18 protein-coding genes are annotated in these 18,478 nt (G+C 66.9%); 9 read left to right on the top strand and 9 right to left on the bottom strand.

The features are described 5' to 3' along the window. Positions 1 to 59 precede the first annotated feature (59 nt). The 3 genes from K4B79_RS42130 (at position 60) to K4B79_RS42120 (ending at position 3,444) form a co-directional block, all read left to right on the top strand. A complete protein-coding gene (locus K4B79_RS42130; protein WP_232032735.1) occupies positions 60 to 1,181 on the top strand; it encodes an ATP-binding protein in 1,122 nt (373 codons plus the stop codon). 595 nt (positions 1,182 to 1,776) lie between these two features. Beyond that, complete coding sequence (locus K4B79_RS42125) at positions 1,777 to 2,181, top strand: hypothetical protein (protein ID WP_232032734.1); 405 nt, start codon at positions 1,777 to 1,779, stop codon at positions 2,179 to 2,181. 135 nt (positions 2,182 to 2,316) lie between these two features. Further along, positions 2,317 to 3,444, top strand: coding sequence for a three-Cys-motif partner protein TcmP (locus tag K4B79_RS42120; protein ID WP_232032733.1), 1,128 nt, complete (start codon positions 2,317 to 2,319; stop codon positions 3,442 to 3,444). Here the strand turns inward: K4B79_RS42120 and K4B79_RS42115 are convergent. Further along, positions 3,431 to 4,186, bottom strand: a complete 756-nt coding sequence (locus K4B79_RS42115; RefSeq protein WP_232032732.1) for a DUF5131 family protein — start codon at positions 4,184 to 4,186, stop codon at positions 3,431 to 3,433. The two genes, K4B79_RS42120 and K4B79_RS42115, sit on opposite strands and share 14 nt — an antisense overlap. Positions 4,187 to 4,444: 258 nt before the next feature. On the opposite strand from K4B79_RS42115, the gene K4B79_RS42110 reads away from it, so the two are divergent. Both K4B79_RS42110 and K4B79_RS42105 read left to right on the top strand, forming a co-directional pair. Next, positions 4,445 to 4,828 (top strand): hypothetical protein, encoded by a 384-nt coding sequence (locus K4B79_RS42110; RefSeq protein ID WP_232032731.1) that lies wholly within the window; start codon positions 4,445 to 4,447, stop codon positions 4,826 to 4,828. Between the two features lie 824 nt (positions 4,829 to 5,652). Further along, the gene (locus K4B79_RS42105; protein ID WP_232032730.1) at positions 5,653 to 8,055 is read left to right on the top strand and encodes a hypothetical protein; all 2,403 of its coding nucleotides are present in this window, start codon (positions 5,653 to 5,655) and stop codon (positions 8,053 to 8,055) included. A gap of 287 nt (positions 8,056 to 8,342) precedes the next feature. On the opposite strand, the gene K4B79_RS42100 is transcribed toward K4B79_RS42105, so the two are convergent. From K4B79_RS42100 to K4B79_RS42085, 4 genes are all read right to left on the bottom strand, one after another. Continuing rightward, positions 8,343 to 9,395, bottom strand: a complete 1,053-nt coding sequence (locus K4B79_RS42100) for a PIN domain-containing protein (RefSeq protein WP_232032729.1) — start codon at positions 9,393 to 9,395, stop codon at positions 8,343 to 8,345. Between the two features lie 177 nt (positions 9,396 to 9,572). Further along, positions 9,573 to 10,415: a hypothetical protein gene (locus tag K4B79_RS42095; protein ID WP_232032728.1), complete on the bottom strand. Its 843-nt coding sequence runs from the start codon at positions 10,413 to 10,415 to the stop codon at positions 9,573 to 9,575. Positions 10,416 to 10,937: 522 nt separating this feature from the next. Further along, the gene (locus K4B79_RS42090; RefSeq protein ID WP_232032727.1) at positions 10,938 to 11,477 is read right to left on the bottom strand and encodes a hypothetical protein; all 540 of its coding nucleotides are present in this window, start codon (positions 11,475 to 11,477) and stop codon (positions 10,938 to 10,940) included. A 21-nt stretch (positions 11,478 to 11,498) separates the two neighbouring features. Next, the gene (locus K4B79_RS42085; protein ID WP_232032726.1) at positions 11,499 to 12,278 is read right to left on the bottom strand and encodes an ATP-binding protein; all 780 of its coding nucleotides are present in this window, start codon (positions 12,276 to 12,278) and stop codon (positions 11,499 to 11,501) included. Between the two features lie 223 nt (positions 12,279 to 12,501). On the opposite strand from K4B79_RS42085, the gene K4B79_RS42080 reads away from it, so the two are divergent. The 3 genes from K4B79_RS42080 to K4B79_RS42070 are packed head-to-tail and all read left to right on the top strand — an operon-like array spanning position 12,502 to position 14,343. Beyond that, the gene (locus K4B79_RS42080; protein ID WP_232032725.1) at positions 12,502 to 12,777 is read left to right on the top strand and encodes a multiubiquitin domain-containing protein; all 276 of its coding nucleotides are present in this window, start codon (positions 12,502 to 12,504) and stop codon (positions 12,775 to 12,777) included. Beyond that, a complete protein-coding gene (locus K4B79_RS42075; RefSeq protein WP_232032724.1) occupies positions 12,752 to 13,936 on the top strand; it encodes a ThiF family adenylyltransferase in 1,185 nt (394 codons plus the stop codon). The genes K4B79_RS42080 and K4B79_RS42075 overlap by 26 nt, the downstream gene beginning before the upstream one ends. Continuing rightward, positions 13,933 to 14,343, top strand: coding sequence for a DUF6527 family protein (locus K4B79_RS42070; RefSeq protein WP_232032723.1), 411 nt, complete (start codon positions 13,933 to 13,935; stop codon positions 14,341 to 14,343). The genes K4B79_RS42075 and K4B79_RS42070 overlap by 4 nt, the downstream gene beginning before the upstream one ends. A gap of 32 nt (positions 14,344 to 14,375) precedes the next feature. On the opposite strand, the gene K4B79_RS42065 is transcribed toward K4B79_RS42070, so the two are convergent. After that, positions 14,376 to 14,828, bottom strand: coding sequence for a hypothetical protein (locus tag K4B79_RS42065; RefSeq protein ID WP_232032722.1), 453 nt, complete (start codon positions 14,826 to 14,828; stop codon positions 14,376 to 14,378). Between the two features lie 85 nt (positions 14,829 to 14,913). On the opposite strand from K4B79_RS42065, the gene K4B79_RS42060 reads away from it, so the two are divergent. Further along, complete coding sequence (locus tag K4B79_RS42060; protein ID WP_232032721.1) at positions 14,914 to 16,050, top strand: DUF4062 domain-containing protein; 1,137 nt, start codon at positions 14,914 to 14,916, stop codon at positions 16,048 to 16,050. On the opposite strand, the gene K4B79_RS42055 is transcribed toward K4B79_RS42060, so the two are convergent. Genes K4B79_RS42055 through K4B79_RS42045 form a run of 3 tightly spaced genes read right to left on the bottom strand, consistent with a single transcriptional unit; the run spans position 16,025 to position 18,295 of the window. Continuing rightward, positions 16,025 to 17,470, bottom strand: a complete 1,446-nt coding sequence (locus K4B79_RS42055; RefSeq protein ID WP_232032720.1) for a hypothetical protein — start codon at positions 17,468 to 17,470, stop codon at positions 16,025 to 16,027. The two genes, K4B79_RS42060 and K4B79_RS42055, sit on opposite strands and share 26 nt — an antisense overlap. A 36-nt stretch (positions 17,471 to 17,506) precedes the next feature. Then, positions 17,507 to 17,686: a hypothetical protein gene (locus tag K4B79_RS42050; protein ID WP_232032719.1), complete on the bottom strand. Its 180-nt coding sequence runs from the start codon at positions 17,684 to 17,686 to the stop codon at positions 17,507 to 17,509. Positions 17,687 to 17,725: 39 nt separating this feature from the next. Next, the gene (locus tag K4B79_RS42045; protein WP_232032718.1) at positions 17,726 to 18,295 is read right to left on the bottom strand and encodes a hypothetical protein; all 570 of its coding nucleotides are present in this window, start codon (positions 18,293 to 18,295) and stop codon (positions 17,726 to 17,728) included. Positions 18,296 to 18,478 lie beyond the last annotated feature (183 nt).

The raw sequence follows: 18,478 nt of genomic DNA, 5'->3' as shown, positions 1-18,478 counted from the left end.
TTTGCGGTCCGGAGCCGGTGTGCCGGTGCAGTGCAGGACCGTGACGAGAGAGAAGCGTGATGAAGGCATCCATCGAACTGCGCGACAAACGCGAAGCCCGTCTGCGTCAGCAGCTGAAGGACACCCCGATGCGTCCTCTGCCGCTGTTCCAACTCACGGGCTGGACCTACTTCGTCGACGAGGAAGTGGAGCCGCCCGCACTGCCGGCGGGCAGCAGTCCGGCCGAGGACAGGAAGACGGACGAACAGGCCATCGCCTACCACCGGCATCTGCGGATGGTGCCCACCGACGCGATGACCCACATGCAGGAAATGGTCGTCGAGGCAGTCCACGCCAACAGCGGGCGCCGTGACGGGCTGATGGATCATGTCATCGACGGCCCCGCGGGCACCGGCAAGACCTGCCTGCTGCGGGCGATTGGACGCACCGCCCAGAGGGAGATCGAAGCCGCCATGGGCGGCAGACGCCAGAACACGATCCCGGTCGTGCACATCACCACCCCCGCAGACCCTGAGCCCAGGGTGAACTGGCTCTGGGAGATCGGCTCCTACCTGGGTCTCAACCCCGAACCGAAGAGCCTCGTGGAAGTCCTGGAGATGCGCAGGCACCAGGACGTGACCCTGCCGGTCAACTACGTCCTGGAGACCGCGCAGACCCGTCTGCTGCTCATCGACGACATCAACCGTGCCTCGCCGCAGCACCTGGCGAACGTGCTGCCCTACTTCGACTACCTGCGCGACAAGCTGGGCATCTCCATCGTCTTCTGCGGCACCGGAGCCAGCCACCGCCTGCACCAGGCCCGCATCCTGGCCGGAGAGCTGACCCGGGTCAGCGAGGAGAACCAGGTACGGCTCGAACAGGCGGGGCGGCCGGCCGAACCCGTCTCGCCCTCCCCCACCGCCCTGCTGCCGGTGACCTGGCTGCACCCCCTGCCCCTGGACACCGAGGACGACGAGACCTTCCGGCGCGTCCTGGCGAGCTTCGAGGCCGACCTGAGCCTGTTCCGGCTGGAGGAGAACGCCCTGAGCAAACACGCCGTCACACTGCACCAGCTCACCGGCGGCTACTTCAAGGCCCTCACCTACGTCATCTCCACCGCCGCCGTCCTCGCGATCCGCAGCGGCAGCGAGAACATCACCGAGAAAGAGATCAAAGCCGCGACAGCCCAACTCGGCCCCTGAAACAAACCGCAGGCCCGCGGCGCCGGCCCGGCCGGCACTCCTGCCCGTGGCTGCCGGGCGCCAGAGGCCCCCGCTACGCGCCGTCCGCCCCGGCGGGGCCCGCTGTCCAGTTGGGCCGGACATCTGACGTGACCGGCACACCCGCATGTCCAGGACAGGAACCCGGTCGGGTACCCCCTCCCGACAGCCCCGGGCCGTCCGTGGGCTCCGTCCCGACCCGCTACGGCGACACTGCCTTCCGCTCCCGGCTCGAAGCAGTCTGGGCCCCTGAACGGCAACAACTGTCTCTTCACGATGCCCGACCTGGGCGAGCCCCTCACCGACGCGGAACGCGCACTCATGGACAGGCCCGAGGACGACCTACTGTGATCACCTGCTCAGGTGAGGAGTGAGGCCGCACCGGTGGGTGGCGCCATCGGCGGAACGAACGTGACGCGCGGGTGCCGGGGCTGGCTCCGGGTCGCCGGCACAAGGTGTTCGTCCTGTGCGCCAACAGACCGATGAACGGCGAGAAGAGTTCGCCGAAGCACCCAGCAGTTGAAAGACATGGTGATGCCGTAGCGCGACGGCGGGCTGGTCGGGGAGGCTGTACGCCGTGGCCGATGACAGCGACACCGAGGACTGGCCGGGCTTCACGCCCAAAGAGATGGACCTGCCGACCGAACTGGTGGAGAGGATCAGACTGGTCTGCTCCCTTCTGCACCTGCCGGTGGCCGAACGCCACAGCATGCCGGGTGTGGCGCTGGGGCGTGAAGAGGTGTGGAAGCCGGGAGAGCCGGCCGACCATGTCACCGTCAGCTGGAATGTCAGCGACAAGCTGTTCGACATCGCGGAGACACAGGGCAGCGACGGCAGGGCGGAGCACCTGTGTGGCGCCATCGACGCTCTGGAACGCGGATTGGTCGACGCCCTGCGCCGGGGAGGCCTGCGGGTAGAACGCGACACCGGCGCTCAGGACTGGAAGGTCCTGGGCATCACTGCCCCTTCCCCGCTGAACTGACCCCAGCACCACTGCTCACGGGTGCGGCTGGTACGCGGTCTTTACCCGCAGAGCGTATGCACTCACCATCGGTGATCAGGGTCTGGTCGGTCAAGCTGCCGACTGCGTGGGGGACAACGCGTGCAGGGGGTCGGAATGGGCGTCTTGTGGAAGCTGGAGCCAGCGACCGAGGCGAAGCACCGGTTGTACAAGCAGTACCTGGACGCCTGGTGGCCGATCTTTCTGCAGACTTCCGCCCGCACCGGATACTCCCGTCCTCGCGTCACACTGCTGGACGCCTTCGCCGGCCCTGGCCGCTACCTGGGCGGAGAAGAGGGCTCGCCCATCTTCATCCTGAGAAAGCTGCTGAATCACAGTGCGGTCGACCGCATGAACCTCAGCCGGCAGCGTGTCCGTCTGATCTTCATCGAGAAGGAGCGGCCACGTTACGAGCATCTGTGTGCAGAGCTCGTCCGCTGCTTCGGGCCGTTGGAGGACCTGCCCGTACACGTCGAAGTGCATCACGGCGAAGCCGGACAGGACAGCGGCGAACTGCTGACCAAGCTGGACGCCTGGGGCCACCCGGTCCTGGGGATCTTTGACAGCTGGGGCAACATCAACGTGCCGTTGTCTCTCATGCGCCGCATTGCCCACAACCCCTCCAGCGAGGTCATCACCACCTTCGGCCCCAACTGGTTCAGCCGCGAGCAGGGGCGGCAGATGGCCAGTGAGGAGTTCAACCCGGAGCTCCTCGACATGGTCTTCGGCGGCCGCGAGTTCTGGTCGCCCGCTGATGCAGAACTCCGGCCCGACGAGCGGTGGCGTGTGTGGCTATCGACCTACCGTGACGCGCTGCGCCGGGCGGGGTTCCGCTCCCAGTTGCAGTTCCGGCTCGTGCCCCGCACCGGCCAGCCTCTGTACCTCGTCTTCGGCACCGGCCACCCCAAGGGCCTGGAGGCGATGAAAGAGGCCATGTGGAAGGTCGACGTCAGCGATGGCATGAGCTTCAAGGACCCCCGCACTCGCGGCGGGGTCCTCCCCGGACAGTCCACGCTGTTCGCCGGCGCGGACGTGGTCGACCCCGAGCTGCTGGAACTGGTCCACCAACGTCTGTCCCAGGGAGTCGCGACGGTAGAGGACATCGGTCAGTGGCTGCTGACCGAGACCTCCCGCTGGCTGCCCAAGCATGCGCTCGCCGCTGTCCAGGAGCTGCGCAACGACGGCGTCGTGAGGGTGCTGAGCAGTGGCAAGCTCACCCGCAAGAGCCGCATCAGCCTGAACTGACCGCCGCGGCCAGCGGAAGCTGGTCCCACTGCTGTCCCTCCAGCAGACGCCCTCCCGCCTTCGGGGTCCGACCGCCCCACTGCTTGAAGAAGAACGGCACATCGGCCTCCTGGCAGACGTCGCGGATACCGGTCACCCACTCCGGCTCCAGCGGCCTGAAGCGCGGGCCGGACTCCCCGCCGGCGATCACCCAGTCGATGCCGGAAACGTCCAGGCTTTTCAGCGGCCCCAGCAGCGGTTCGCACGACAGGAACCGCACCGCAGCCGGCACCTGGCGCAGGTCGTCGACGCGAGCGAGTTCCTTCTCGCCCTCCACCGACACCCCCATCCACAGGTTCGCCGGCCACTCAAGCCGGTCAGCGACCTGCCGTAGCCGCCGCGCCCGCTTGGTCAGCACCTGATAGGTGTGCTGCGGCGTGTCGGCGATCACCTCAAAAACCTGGCGAACGAAGTCCAGCGGTACGCGAGCGTGGAACAGGTCCGACATCGAGTTGACGAACACCGTCCGCGGACTCTTCCAGCCGTAAGGGATCTGGAGAGCATCCGGATGCACGGTCAGGCCGAACCCCGGCCCGGAGGTCCGCGGATCGCCATCCCTCTGGTACTTCGCCGACCCCATCGCCTTGAGGCGTTTCGCCAGGGTGAGCGCGTAGCAGTTGTCGCAGCCGGCCGACACACGATCGCACCCGGTCGTCGGGTTCCACGTCGCCTCAGTCCACTCGATGGCGCTGCGATCACTCACCGGTTTCCTCCTGCCATGCGCGTCTTCACACCGTCACCAGGGACAAGCGCGGCGTGCTGCCCAACGATGCCCGCATCCGGCAAGTACCGGGGCCCGTTGCTCGGTATTGCTGCGGTTGCCGACTGCTACACTCACCTCAATGTTCGAACTTTCGTTCTAAATCTAGTGACCGGGAACCATGCCGTCGACAGGCAGTACGGGCCATCGCCGCGCTTCCGCGGCGCCCGCTCCACCGAAACCCGCCTCTCAAAGGCCCTCATGGCCGCGCATCGCAGCACGCGCCCGGGCAGCACCCGCCGCGCACGGGTCCGGCTCACCGCCGACGGCCGGTACGGCGACGTCGGCATACTTCCCGGCGCGCACCGCGGCCGTACGAGTGGACGCGGTGCGCTCACAGGCCTGCTGGGCGACCTCGGCGGCGGCTTCCTCGACCGCGGCACGAGTTGTCGACGGTGCACCGATGAGCGCATCTTCGCCCCGTACGCCAACCGGGCCTCCGCCTCGGCCGGTTCGCTGCGGATCAGCGCCGACAGGGCGGAACACCAGTACTCCGCGGCCGCGTCGGCCAACAGCTGGTCCAGCTCGGTGCGGATGGTCGACTCCCGTGCGCCAGGACGCCATCGATGTCGGCGCGATCGTTGACGTCCGCCTGCGCAGCGGCCGCTGTCAGCGCCGACTCGACGATCAGGTCCTCGACTGCGCTGAGGTTCGCATAAGCCTCACCCCCCCGGCCGCATCCTGCTTGCCGCAGCCAGAGCACGGCCGTGCGCCAGGCCTGCCCAGCTGCCTCGGCTTCGGCGCGGGCCACGCGAGGGCCTCCCGACGCTGTTCGCGCTCGAAGACGGCACCCTCTTTCCGGGCCTGTTCGTGCACCAGTTGCTCGCAGACCGTCTCACGAAGCTGCTGCCCGTACGCCACCCGCGGCCCTTCCGCCATAGCGTGAGGCGGGGCCGTATCTCCCTTCGCGGCCACATGAGGCGCAGGCCGCACCGATCGGCAACCAGGGAGCCGCAGGTCCCGCAGGGGCCGCCGGTATCCATCCGCAGGACTTCGTCTCACCGCAGACACCCGCAGTCGGCCTGGCGCGACAGCCCCCGCCCGATCAGCCAGCCCACCGGATCCGTCAGCGCACAGCGCAGCCGGGCCGCCCGGCGCCCACCGAAGGTGCGCTGAATCGCTGACCAGCACAAACCAATCCACCGAGCCACGTAGGCGGCTCTGGCCGTGCATGTCCACGAGCAGCGGCGTCTCCACGTCGTGCATGCCCCTGCTCAAGCGCGCTGTCGCGGCGGTCACCGTCGGCCCACGGACTGTTCCAGCCCTCACGCATGGCGGTCCGCGCACCGGCTTCTGCCCCATCCCGGCATCACGACGGTCGCGGGCGCGGGATGATCTGTTGAGGAAGCTGCGGACGGCTCGGGCCGACTGTCGCGGGCGCGGGAGTTGGCGGCAAGGGGGATCTCGGCATGCGCAATGTTCTGAGCCGGATTGCCACGGAGGGAACGGTCCTGGCACGCCGCCATGTGCGTCCCTTCAGACGTGCCTATCTGGTTCGCGACGACGACTACGCAGGCGTGCTGCGGGTGATCGAGCGTGCCTGCCAGGTGTGGGGTGGGGTCGGCGACCTCATTGTTCCGGTGGCTGCCGACGGCAGCGTCAACGACTTGTACCGGACGTTGTTGCTGCGCAGCGAGCTCGACTACCTGACGGTCGTCGTCCCTGATACCGAGTCACAGGCCTGGCAGCAGCGATGCCGCGAACTGGGTGAGGCGATGCGGCTGCCGACGGGACGGGGTGAAGAGATACCGGTTCTCATGATTGCCGGAGCGCGGGACGCCGGGAATCTCCGTACGGTGACCGTGACCGGCACACCGGCGGGCGATCCCTGGGAGCTGGTGTACAGCGTCATGCTGGGGCGCTTGCCGCACCGGCCTGACGAGGACCTGTTGGCGTACTCAAGAGCCCGCGATGATCTGCAGTTCTCCGATGTCTTGACCCTTGAGCGGCAGACACCCGAAAACTTGGGGGTAGATGACCTGCTGGCACGGTGCCGACAGGTCACACCTGTGGGACTGAGCCGGATGTCCCTGACACCCCGCCCCGTGCGGGTGGGCACCAACGGTGTTGACGACTGGCTGCAGGAAGCCGGTGCTGCAGCACGCGATCTGGGCCGCAACGTCTACGTCCTCTGCGAGCACCGAAGCGTCGCGGACGCCGCCCTGTTGTGGAACCTGCGCGCCCTGCACGGCTGGTCCCACATCGTGCCGATCGGCCTGCCGGTGCCACGTACTCCCGCTGGGGAGCTGGACATCGCCGAAGTGCAAGCAAGGATCGAAGCCGTCGCTCGTCAGCCGTTCTGGGTGACCGGCGCCGCGCCCATGATGGTGCTCACCTCGACCACGTTGCCGAACGAGGACCTTGAGGTTGTAGGGCGTGCTCTGCCTCACCGTCCGGTTTACGCCCTCAGCCCTTCCGATGTACTGGTCCCCACTCCCGCGCCCCTGGCCCGGAGTTCCAGCATGCCGCTGACCTTCGCCGCCGGCCGCGCGCTGGCGCCGACACTGACCGAGGACGACCGGGAGGTACTGGCTCTGGTGGACACGGACCAGTCGGTCCGTGTCACGGTCGAGGTCGACCGGCAGCCGCTGCCTTCGCTGGTTCCGCTACGCGGTGGGCGCTGGTCGAGGTACCCGGAGTACGGCGGAGGCGGAGCGATCGTCAGGGCGTCAGCGACGGGCGTTGCCGAAGTGCGGTGGCCGCAGACGTGGACCCTGCTGGAAGCGGCCGCGCGTGAACACGGCCTGACAGTAAGGGAATCCGTCCCCGGACAGCACGCCGTCGCGCTGGCCGAACTCGCCGGCGGCGCGCACGACGTACGCTGGCTGACTCATCGTGGTCTGCTCTCACTGCTGTACTCCACTGCGGCAAGCACATCCATGAGCTGGTTCAAAGCGCGGGCGGATCGTCTGGCCAGGCAGGTAGCCGCAGCTCAGGAAGACCCCGACGCCGCGATGTCGCAATTCTCCGAACTGCTCGCGGACATCAACGTCAGTCATGACGCCGAGACCTCGGGCGCATTCGATCTCAGCTCCCTCAGCAAAGCGCTGGGCGGGAAACGCTCGGTCGCGGAAGCCTGGCTGCGGTGGGCACTGCAGCGGCGCCTCGTCCTGCGTGTCGTCCAGCTCATCTGTGATCACTGCGGCTTCAAAGTCCTGCGCCCGGTGGAGCAGACCGGCAACGCCGGCTGCCCACGATGCGGCCGCACCATGGTGGACCCGTTCGCCCTGACGTCGCTGACGTTCCGATACCGCCTGGCCGAGCCCCTGCGACGGTCCATCGACGACGATTCCGTCTACCACGCCTTGATCATGCGCTGGCTGATCGCGGCCCTGGGGAACCGGCCCGGCTACCTGGTGGGCGCGCACCCCGGAGTCGAGTTCTACCGCGGGAAGCAGCAGATCGGCGAGGCCGACATCGCCCTGCTCATGGCGGACGGCACCATCATTCCCGCCGAGGTGAAACGGCACGGCCGCCAGCTGACCGAGGGCGAGGTGGACAAGGTCCGCTCGATCGCCGACGCGCTGCAGTCCCCCACCGTGCTGCTTGGCGCGGGAGACAGCAGCGAAGACTGCCCTCAGGCCCTCACACATGACCGCGACGACGGCACCGCCCGCGTCATCACCAGCGACTACTGGCTCACCCCGATCCCCCGGCCCGCCATCGACGGCTCAGGCCTGCCCCGCTGGAACAGAGACAACAACCATCCTCCCGGCACTCTGGAAGATCACGAAGAAGCCTTCTGCAGCCTCATCGAGGACGCCAGCGCCCGCGCCTTCGGCACACACGACCCCGTCCGCGACCTGTTCTGACGTGCGGTACACCGGCGATTTCCGCTGCCTCTACCAGCGCAGGCTGCCCGGTCAAGACCGTCGCCGGCCCCGCCCGGGCAAGTCCACGCGCCGGACGGCGTGTTGACATGATGCGATCGTCCGGGCGACACCGTGGAACGCAGCCGTGGAGCCCGACCACGCCTGGTCCGTACGGGTTCACTGCGGTTGCCCGGCGCGCACAGTCAGTTGGGGCGCTGCCACACATGCCTGTCCCCAACCATTACAGCGGGCAGGCCTTCCTGGCGCCGCCACCTGACGCGGACCGGCTACCTCTGTACGGGGCGTCCGACCGTCCACAGGTCACCCGGGGCGCGGACGAACGCGGCGTGAGACGTCATGTTCCGCCTCAGCTGCGCGGCGGAGACCATGTGCCCACGCCGGGCGAGTGCGTCACGCAGTTCGCCGGGTGTCACGGGCTGGCCGCACCGCGCGAGGTAGCGGGCCGCGACCTGCTCGGTGGTGGGATAGGCCGGAGGCTCCACCACCACAAGCGAATCACTGAGCGTCTGATGCTCGGTCATCCCGGCTTCGGCCAACTCCAGCAGCGGCTTCGCCACGTCCCCCAGCCGCGACAGGCGCCGCCGCCAGTTGTCCCGGACCAGCCAGCCGCTCGTGTAGCACCACCACAGCAGCCCTCCCACCACGACCGTCGCGGCCAGCGGGTTGCGTCGCGCGAGGACCGCCAGGCGGTGAACACCCCCGCCGAACAGCCGCAGGGCCCAGTCGAGAACCACCAGCGCGTTCGCGGCGGTGGCCTCCAGGCCGGCCATGCGCATCACGCTCTGGACGACAGGGATCCACTCGATGACGGCGAACCCAAAACGGGAGAAGACGCTGTCCTCGGTGAGGATGACACACGGCCCCAGAAACTCCGCGAGTGCCATGGTGGGTGCGTCGTCCGGGTCGCCCTGGTACCTCTTCGGCAAGTCCGGGTCGACGTGCAGGATGCGCCGGGTCTGCGGGGACAGGTGATCGCGAATCTCCAGATCGACCACGCGCAGGGCAGGGAGGATCTGAGCCCCGAGGAGACGGCGTACGTCGCGTTCTGCCACCTGGTAGTCAACTGCCAGCCGGGGCAGGTGCTCTTCGATCTCGCCGGGAACGTGTGCCGCAATGTACGGAGTCGCACGACCGGTACCGGCCAGCGCTGTCACCTTGTCGTGCTGGTACCCGTTCTGGACCAGCCAGCAGGCGTGAGTCAGCAGCGCGTTGGTGTCCAGGACCGGCAGCAGTATCCGCCGGTCCAGCACCATCGGGTTGATCGCCGATCCGGAAGGGATCAGCAGCGGCGGTGCCGAAACAGCACGGTCAAGCGTCATGGATCAAGTGTCGCCACCGCCACTGACATCCGGGCAGGGTTTTCCGTCCGGCACCGGCCCGGCCCTCCATCTGGTCGACAGCAGCCGGAGCCGTTCCACAACGTCTCGAACCCGCCCGGTCTGCGGCGAGCGCACAGAAGAGCCCCATGGATCGGCGTGACAAAGCCTCTCACCCGTTCAGACCTCATCGAAGAGATACTTGCCGGTGACGCCTTGGAAGGAGCCGTTGCGCAGTGTGATCGCCTTCTCCACCTCGCCCAGGGTCCGCTCAGCACCCAGGGCCGCAGCTTCGTCCCGGTGCCCGACGGCGAACGTCGGCGCGGTGGTCCACGTCACGGTGTTCAGCCAGCGGACCCAGTTCGGGCGCAGCACCTGGTGGTCGAACCCTCCGGTGCTCTCACCCAGCCAAGCCACCGCGGCGACCCGGGAGTTGAGCGGCAAATACAGGGCGCGCCGCCCGCGTGCCTGACGACGCAGCTGCGGGAGGTAGCTCCAGGCGCGGTCGTTGAGTGTGAAGCGCGGGGCTTCGGGCGGGCTGTGCAGGATGCGCCAGCGCCAGTTGCTCATCGGCACCAGACCATTTCCGAGTGCCTCGAGCCGCACTCGATGCACGTCATCACCACGGACGCCGGGCTTCCCCCACTCGGCGAGCCACCGGTTGATCGCGAACTTGAAGTCCGGGTGGCGCACTCCGGCCATGGAGGCGTACGCCACCAGCCACTCTCGCTCCCCCGCTGTGTCCGTGCCGCTCTCGAATCGGCGCACTGCGCCCGAAATCCCCGGCTCGATCACGTCCCACACCGCGTCGACGACATCCGGGTCGAGGCCGTGCGCGGGGTTTTCCAGCCGGTACATCCCCCAGTGCCAGCCAATCGCCTCGGCCTTCGTCTCCCGGGCCACGCCCCACCCGCGTCGCCGCCAGCACACGACCGCGTCCCGAGGGCGCTTGTGATCAGCAGTCTCTCCGAAGCCACCGATCAGCGCGGCGGGCACGTAGTGCTGCTTGGCTCCCGAACTCATGAACTCACCCTTGCACCATCAGCGACCGTGCCCAGGGCCACAGCAGCCGCGTCGTACAAGTCGATGCCGGATGCAAGATCCAACTGACCTGTAAGGCATCAGCCGCAAGGTCGATCTGACCTACGCAAGGTCACCCGGCACGAGACACGCTAGACCAACCTTGACCAGCACAAACTTAGCCGCCCAGGCCGCGCAGACAGGTAAAAATCCTGAGCCGATCACCACCTTCCGAAATGATCACTAAGCCCGCATCTCAGAGCCTGCCTGCATCCCGACTGCCACAAGAAACACCAGGTCAGGCCCACGCCCCACCACAGCAAGAGGTCCTGAAACGATCACTAGATGCGCATGTCAGCGCATCCTCCACCTAGTGATCGTTGGCAGATTTGTCACATGCGTCGAGTAAAGCGGACCGCAGCTCTCGCCGGAGGTAAAGCGATCAATCGATGAGCGGACGACCCCACCGCCAGCCGGCGAGCCCTCAGTCATACGGGTATCTGATGTCTTGCGACGTCAGCGTGCCTATGCGCCACTAGCCAGGCAGTAGGTGAACTCTTTTCCGCCCCGCTCAGGCCCTGTGCCGCGCTCTCGGTACAGAGCCCCGGCTTCGACGAGCTTTTTGAGTCGGTTGTTGGCGTTGGGAAGGGAGATGGTGAGCTCGTCGGCAAGTTGCGCTGCTCTGAAGTTTCCTAGGCGACGTGCTGCAGCCCATGTGTCAGAGAGGAGGGCAGTGTCGCCGAGCAGCTCGTTGGTGTCGCCGTCGACGGCGATCTGCTTGCGGCGCTCAAGGCAGACGGTGACGCCGTCTCGGGTCTCTTCGTTCAGGCCTGTCAGCTGCACTGTGCTGGTGGAGAGGTCTCCAGCGGCCAGGGAGAGGTAGACCCTGCCGAGAAACTCGTCGACGAAGCTGTTGGTCATAGCTTCTACGCCGCCGAAGTCAATGGTCAGCAGAGCGACGGGGGCGTTGGCTGCGACTTGCTCTTCTAGAGACCTGCGCGCGTCTGCGCCTACGGTCCGGGCAAAGAGAAACGCGCCGTGCTCCTTGACGGTGTAGGTGAGCAACGTTCGTTTCCTCGGTTTCATTTAATTCATTGAAGCACAGGTTGGCTTGGTGCGATATGAGACTCTCAGCCAGGACCATGTACCTCGTACGACCATGGGCGTAGGGAAGGTGTGGGTGACTGATGCACCCTTGCCCCTGTGGCGTCCGGCGCGCAGAAGACCGTCGCCGCTACGCAGCACCAGCCTGGTGGCGGCGGTGGCACCGCTGCTGGTCAGCAGGTCGGGGAGGCCGTTACCGCGCTTATCCTCGGTTCCGCTGGCGCCTCGCTGCAGGGCCCGCTCGAGGGCCGCGGCGCTGCTGCTGAGGAGGCGGTGCTCCGGATTGCGCCGGAGATGGTCGAGGACTCCGATGCCCGTGTCGCAGACGGCTATCTCAAGGCGCCGGTAGCCGGTCGTCTTGCCGCTGTAGGCCTGCGCGGCGATGAAAGCTCCGCAAGTGCTGGCGCCGTGATCAATGGCGTTGTCGATCAGTTCACCGATGCCCTGGCAGACCCGGCGTCCGTCGCGGGGGCCGAGGTGATGGAGAGTCAGGCGACCGAGTCGCTCGCTGATTTGGCCGACCGTGTCCGGCCGTAGATGGGTGACCTCCAGGAGGTTCAGAGACTGGTCTTTACGGATCTCGTCGGGGAGGTCGCCTTCTATGTGCGCTCCGTCAGGCAGCGCGGTGATCAGGTCCATGCGCTGCAGGTAGGAGGTGACGTCCGGCGAGCGGGGCAGGACCAAGGCGGTGGGGGTGCCGTCGTCAGCATGGAGGTGCGCGCTGGCAGCCGCAGCGGCCAGATCAAGAGGGCTGGCGAACATAAGGCGACGGGCGTCGAGGACGAGCCGACCACAGGCGGTGCGTGTGGTGGGGCTGTTCCGTAGGAGCGGGTGACGCCCGGCGAGTTCGAGTAACACGGCTCACCAGGATGCCAGCGGCACGACATACAAGGAGGCACGCGCGAGGGCGTGTCGTGATCCAACCGAAGTAGCCGTGCTACGCTTTCACTGTGTTCAATGAAAACGAATTGGGAGGAGTCGGCTCATGAGTCGTCCCGAAGACCCGAAGACCTCCGGGCATCACCGCACGTACAAGATCATCGTCAACGCACAGGAGAAGGTCGTACACACGGACACCCTCTCTTTCGAGGAGGTGGCCCAGCTCGCCTTCGACCCGGTTCCTACAGGCCCCACCGTCCTCATCACCGTCAGCTTCCGTCACGCTCACCAGATGCCAGCCCAGGGCACGCTCACAGCGGGCCACAGCGTCAGGATCAAGAACGGGACCGTGTTCAATGTCACCGCGACTGACAAGTCATAGCCCCGACCTGAGGCAGCTTCAGGAGGAGGGCTATCACATCGAGATCCGCTCCGGCCTGCTGCTGATGCACCACGTGCCGTACGTGGATGCCCAGCGCACCGTGCGCTACGGGACGCTCGTTTCTCAGCTGTCCCTCGCCGGAGATGCGACGGTGACTCCGGAAACCCACGTGGCCATGTTCAGCGGTGCCGAACCGTGCGATCACGAGGGCCGGCCGCTCGAGGCCCTCATCAACAGCAGGGGGCCGCAGACCCCGGGGGCGAACGTCGACATCAACTACACGTTCTCCCACAAGCCGGCTGCCGGATACCGGGACTATCACGAGAAGATGACCACGTACGCCGCCATCCTGGTCTCCCAGGCGCAGCGGCTTGACCCCGCGGCCACAGCCACGGTCTTCGCCGACGCCGACCTCGGTACTGAGGGACGTTCCGTCTTCCATTACGAGGACACGGCAACCAGCCGGGCCGGCATCGGCGGCCTCACCCGACGATTCGAGGACCTGCGCATCGCCATCGTGGGTCTGGGCGGGACCGGCAGCTACATCCTGGACCTGGTCGCCAAAAGCCCCGTGCGTGAGATCCACCTCTACGACGGCGACAAATTCCTGCAGCACAACGCCTTCCGCTCCCCCGGCGCGGCCACCCGCGAGGACCTCGCAGAAGCCCCGCCCAAGGCGGAGTACTTCGCGTTCGTCTACGCACAGATGCGCGACGGTGTCGTGGCCCATCCCGTATACGTGGACGCCACGAACGTCGAGGATGTGTGCACCGCGGACTTCGTCTTCCTGTCCGTGGACGACAACACGGCCCGCCGACTGATCGTCGAGAAGCTCGAGCAGTGCCGGGTGCCGTTCATCGATGTCGGCATGGGCGTGTACGAGGCGGACAGGCACCTGTCCGGGCTGCTGCGGGTCACCACCAGTACCCCCGAACGTCGCCGGCACGTGCACGAGCACCAGCGCATCCCCATGACTGCCGGGGAGGTCCCCAACGACTACGGCAGCAACATCCAAATCGCCGAGCTCAACGCATTCAACGCCTGCCTAGCCGTGATCAAGTGGAAGAAGCTCTACGGCTTCTACCTCGATCTGGAGGAGGAGATGCACAGCGTCTACCAGATCGACGGCAACGTGCTGACGGGCGAGGACACGCCGTGAAACAGGCTCGGCTCGATCACCGCTTCGTCGAGTACATCCCCGAACAGCTGCAGCCCGGTGTGCTCTACGTGTCACTGACGTTCACGACCGTGGCCCACCTGTGCTGCTGCGGTTGCGGCAGCAAGATCGTCACCCCGCTCAGCCCGGACGACTGGCGTCTGACCTTCAACGGCGCCACCGTCAGCCTCGCCCCTTCCATCGGGAACTGGAGCTATCCCTGCCGCTCTCACTACTGGATCCACGAGGGCACCGTCCGCTGGGCCCGCCAGTGGACACCCGCCCAGGTCCAGGCCGCTCGCGCCCGCCAGCATCAGCCAGGCCGCCCCAACCATCATGACCCCACCGGCGCGGGACACCTGCAGCGCCTCCTGCGACGGCTGCGACGCCGCCGGGCACCAAAGGCTTGAGGCCGCCTAGCAAAGAGCACCTGCTCATGGTGTCAGGCCACGACCACGCACACGACGAAGAGGGAGAGCCCGTACAGAGCTATGGCCAGGTGCAGGACCACCCACAGGCGATGAAGCCGGATGCGGTACAGCCGGGGGAATCTGCGGTAGTGCTCCTCGCGTGCCTCCACCAGCTTCTCGTCCGACCCCAGCACGCCCCGCTCCACCAACTCCCTGGTCAACGCCCGTGCCTGGGACAGGTGATAAGAGGCCCGCTCGAAATACTTGGATACCGCCACTGCCCCATACGCTCCGGTCAACGTAACGAAGAGACACAAAGGCATCATGTTCAGCGTAAATTCTTGCTGAACGACCAACGCGCTCAAGGCAGCCGTAATGACAAGCAGGAGGTTGGTCAACGTGGAGCGCTGGGTCTCGCACTGCCGCAGTTGCTCCCGATGCTCCTTCCAGTAGGCGCGAATCGCCTCTTCCGAGACCTCGGCCATGAAGAGCTCCCCGCATCCCCTAACCAAGCTCACCGACGACCGGTTCGCCCCGGAAACGAATCCTAAGCAGTGGAGACACCGTAGCGTGAGAATCTTTATCAGCAGCGTCCGCAAAGGCCTGGAAGAGGAGCGCGACGCCCTCCCCGGGCTGATCAGCGCACTCGGTCACACCCCGGTGCAGTTCGAGGACTTCACCGCACAGTCCACGCCCAGCCGGGAAGTCTGCCTGAGGGCACTGCACTCCGCGGACGTCTGTCTCTTCCTCCTGGGCCCGAACTATGGCCACACCTTCCCCGAGACCGGGCAGTCGGCCACGCACGACGAGTGGGTGGCAGCTCAAGTGACAGGTATGCCCCGCCTGGTCTACCGCAAGCTAGGCGTGACGTTCGAGCCGGATCAGCACGAGTTCACACGAACTGTGGAGGCGTATGCCACTGGCGTTTTCCGTGACGACTTCCGCACCACCGCGGAACTTCAAAGGAAGATCGTCGCGAAAATCAAGGAACTGGAGTCCGGCCCGTCGCCTCTCGCCTATGCCAAGCTGACGGCGCCCCCTGCCCTGCACTGGAGCCTCGACGAAGACACACCTTCCGGAACCAGCGATCCCACCCCGCGGCTCGAGTTGCACGTCGCGCCAGTGTCCTTCGCCGGCTACTCGGCCCGGGAACTGGCAGAGTTCACCACATCCCTGGCGGAGCGGATCCGCCGAACAGGAACAGTCCGCAACGACGCTGCCCTCAGCACCACCCGATCCCAGGAGTATGCAGCCGTCACCATTCCCACCAGCGCTCCTCCCGGCCAGCCCCAGCAATGGAACGCACCACACCCGGGGCAGCTCGTGGAGGTGCGCCTGTTCAAAGCGGGCCAGATCTCCACGCGAGCCACCCTCCCCGGGGACAGCATGGGTTCCGTCCTAGATCCCGAGGCACTGCCTCGGCAGATCGCCAGCATGCTGAAACTCACCGGCGCACTGGACATCATCCGGCAAGAGAGGATCGTCGTAGCCGCCGGTGTGTCAAACCCCGCACGAACCACCGTCGAAACCTTCAACCCGCACCAAGCACGACAAAGTGTTCAGATGGCTGGCTTCGGCCGTTCCCTCCCCGCATTGCGCACCGAACCCGACGAGTCCGTCAGCCTGGCCGCCCTGGCAGCCGGAGCCCAGGAAGTCGCAAGCGTCCTCGCCCGCGCCCTGATCACACAACACCCCTCTTCGGCCTAGCCGCTTCTGCAGCCGATGGCGGGTCACGTCCGCCGCTCAGTACGTCTGTGCCTCCGCCGGACCACGGCCAAAAGCGATAAGCAGCTCGACTGGCCACGCTATGCCAGGCAAGCTCAGGAGGGGGGACTGTCATGCCCGTTTGGGCTCGTACGGGCTCCAGCCACGCAGGTACGGGCGCAGGTCTCCTGGTGTGATCGCTGGGGGGGTCCGGTAATCCTGGGTTCTGGATTACCGGATCAATACGGTCTGCATAGGCCCGGGCCCACGCGGTCCAGGCAGCGGTTGCTTCGGCCACGTGCGGCGTGGCGTGGTGGTCTTCGAGTGCTTCGCAGTAGGCGCGGATGGCGGTGGCTTCCTGCCATGCCTGCACCTGCGTGCGCAGGGCCTGTTGCCGGTGGCATTCCAGCAGAGAGGTGCGAGCCTGCTGCATCGCGGTCAGCCAGCGTTGGCGTGTCTCTTCCTCCTTGCGCTGCTGGGCCTGCCGTCGTTCGTACTCTGTGTGCGCGCGGTGGGCGATCTCTCGCAGCAGGGCGGGGAGTTTGTCTTCCAGTCGCCAGCGTTGCCGGTCTCCCCAATGCGAGCGCCGGCCTCGATGGGCGTAGGTGTACTCGAGGCTGAGCTCGAGTTGGTGGGATGGACGTGTGGTGCGTGCGGTCACGCGTTGCCAGGCGTACTTCACCCCGCTGGGGTCGGGGACCTCGTAGGCGCCTTCGTGGAAGGAGAGAGGGAAGGAACTGTCGCCAGTGGTGATCACCAAGCTGGCTGCTGTACCGGACTCTGGGTTGCTGACCGTGTAGTTCTTGGCTTCGGCTGCGTGGCACAGGGCGTGGAGGATGCGGCGGGCGCGGGGCTGGCAGTCGGGGCAGGCCGGGATGAGTGCTGTGGCGGCTGCGGGGTGCAGGCGTTCTGCGGGCAGGTTGGCGGGGACGGGGACGGTCTCGGGTGGGGGTGTGGAGCCTCGTAGTGGTGGCCCGGGGCGCAGGGTGATGACCAGGTCGCCTTTGTCGCGTCCGGTGTGCTGGAGATGGTGGCCGTCGGGGACCAGGTGGTCTGCGCGTGCGGAGTGCAGGGCGCGGCGCCAGCGGGCCCGCTCGCCCGGGGTGGGGTTGGTAATGCGCAGGGTGCCGCCGGCTTGTTGGAGTCTGCTGATCAGTTCGGCCGCCTCAGGTGCCGTTGACGGGGCAGAGGCGCTCGGGCGTGGGGCGGGCGTGGCGTCGGTGTGAGCGAGGTGCTCAAGACCGGCCTCGGTGGGTGCTGCGCTCCAGCGGCCGTCGGCTCGGGGCGTGGTGACCAGGCCTCGATTGCGCAGGGCGTAGACGGTCGCAGCGAGGCTAGAGTCGTCGGAGGTGACGGGTGTCTCGCCGTGGCAGATGCGGCGCAGGACGTCGAGTTGGCGCTCGTTGAGGTTGGTGCGGGCCACGGATCTTCCTGTCTTTGGTGCCCGGTCGGTCGGGTGTCAGTCGTCGCGTTCGGCGTGGCGCAGGGTCTCGAGGGGGATGCCGAGTTCCCGCTCGAGGCGGTCGGCCGTCTTGGCCTGGCCGGCCTGGCGGAGGCAGCCAATGGCCTGCTCCACGAGCTGGCCGATGCGGAAGACTTCGTCCCGCAGGGCCTTAAGTTCTTCGAAGCTTTCGACCACGGCCGCGCCGCACCACTGGCGCAGCAGGTCGTAGGCGGGTTAGGAGCTGCGGTCGACCTCTGCGCAGATCTCGGGGCTGATGTGGGTGCCCGGGCTCTTGCCGCGGCCGGGGTAGTAGTGGCCGTAGATCGCGTCTTGGCGTGCCTGGCGTTCGTGTTTGTCTACGACGGTCATGAGGTAGTCGGCCCGGGTGCGGGCCAGGAGCCGAGCCACCTCCACGGTGGTGGGCCAGGGCGCGGTCAGCACGCCGTCGGTGTCGGTGAAGGTCCGTGGGTCGCTGCAGAAGAAGCTTTCGGGCACGTCGAGGAGCGCGGTCAGCGCGGGGACATCGTCGACGTACAGCAGGCCTCGGTCACGGTAGTTGACACCGAAGGACACCAGCCCCTCCCACAGGTGCTCGTCGAAGAGGATGACGACCGCCCGGAAGGCAGGGTCCTCGTCGTCCGGGCTGTCTTTCGTCAGTTCGCTCCACTGCTGCTCGCGGGCCAGCCACGCGTCCTTGTCCTGCCAGGCGACACGCAGCCGGGCCGGCGGCACCCACTCCTGTCGGCCTTCCGCTTCCTCGGCGACGAAGCGGACTTTGACCCGCACCGGGCGTTGCGTACCCATCTTCAGGACCTCGACTTCTGCGACGGGTCCGTGGTGTGGCGCCACCCGGTACGCCCACCGCTCCCCCACGTCCACAGGCCCTCCTCTCCTGGCCAACTCCTTGCCACTATCCTGCTCCTGATCACATGGCAGGATGGTGAGCTCCATCAGACCTGCGCCCCGTAGCGGTGGAAGAAGAGCAGA

Origin of the sequence: Streptomyces lincolnensis (assembly GCF_021173675.1) — a bacterium.
GTDB lineage: Bacteria > Actinomycetota > Actinomycetes > Streptomycetales > Streptomycetaceae > Streptomyces > Streptomyces lincolnensis_B.
Note: the sequence above shows the minus strand (reverse complement) of the source record. Positions and strands in the feature narration are given on the sequence as shown.

Excerpts from the sequence above, each read along its gene's own strand:
- K4B79_RS42045 (WP_232032718.1), bottom strand. The coding sequence starts at position 18,295 with ATGGGTACGCAACGCCCGGTGCGGGTCAAAGTCCGCTTCGTCGCCGAG.
- K4B79_RS42120 (WP_232032733.1), top strand. The coding sequence starts at position 2,317 with ATGGGCGTCTTGTGGAAGCTGGAGCCAGCGACCGAGGCGAAGCACCGG.
- K4B79_RS42100 (WP_232032729.1), bottom strand. The coding sequence starts at position 9,395 with ATGACGCTTGACCGTGCTGTTTCGGCACCGCCGCTGCTGATCCCTTCC.
- K4B79_RS42130 (WP_232032735.1), top strand. The coding sequence starts at position 60 with ATGAAGGCATCCATCGAACTGCGCGACAAACGCGAAGCCCGTCTGCGT.
- K4B79_RS42065 (WP_232032722.1), bottom strand. The coding sequence starts at position 14,828 with ATGGCCGAGGTCTCGGAAGAGGCGATTCGCGCCTACTGGAAGGAGCAT.
- K4B79_RS42085 (WP_232032726.1), bottom strand. The coding sequence starts at position 12,278 with ATGTTCGCCAGCCCTCTTGATCTGGCCGCTGCGGCTGCCAGCGCGCAC.
- K4B79_RS42095 (WP_232032728.1), bottom strand. The coding sequence starts at position 10,415 with ATGAGTTCGGGAGCCAAGCAGCACTACGTGCCCGCCGCGCTGATCGGT.
- K4B79_RS42110 (WP_232032731.1), top strand. The coding sequence starts at position 4,445 with ATGGCCGCGCATCGCAGCACGCGCCCGGGCAGCACCCGCCGCGCACGG.
- K4B79_RS42080 (WP_232032725.1), top strand. The coding sequence starts at position 12,502 with ATGAGTCGTCCCGAAGACCCGAAGACCTCCGGGCATCACCGCACGTAC.
- K4B79_RS42075 (WP_232032724.1), top strand. The coding sequence starts at position 12,752 with ATGTCACCGCGACTGACAAGTCATAGCCCCGACCTGAGGCAGCTTCAG.
- K4B79_RS42105 (WP_232032730.1), top strand. The coding sequence starts at position 5,653 with ATGCGCAATGTTCTGAGCCGGATTGCCACGGAGGGAACGGTCCTGGCA.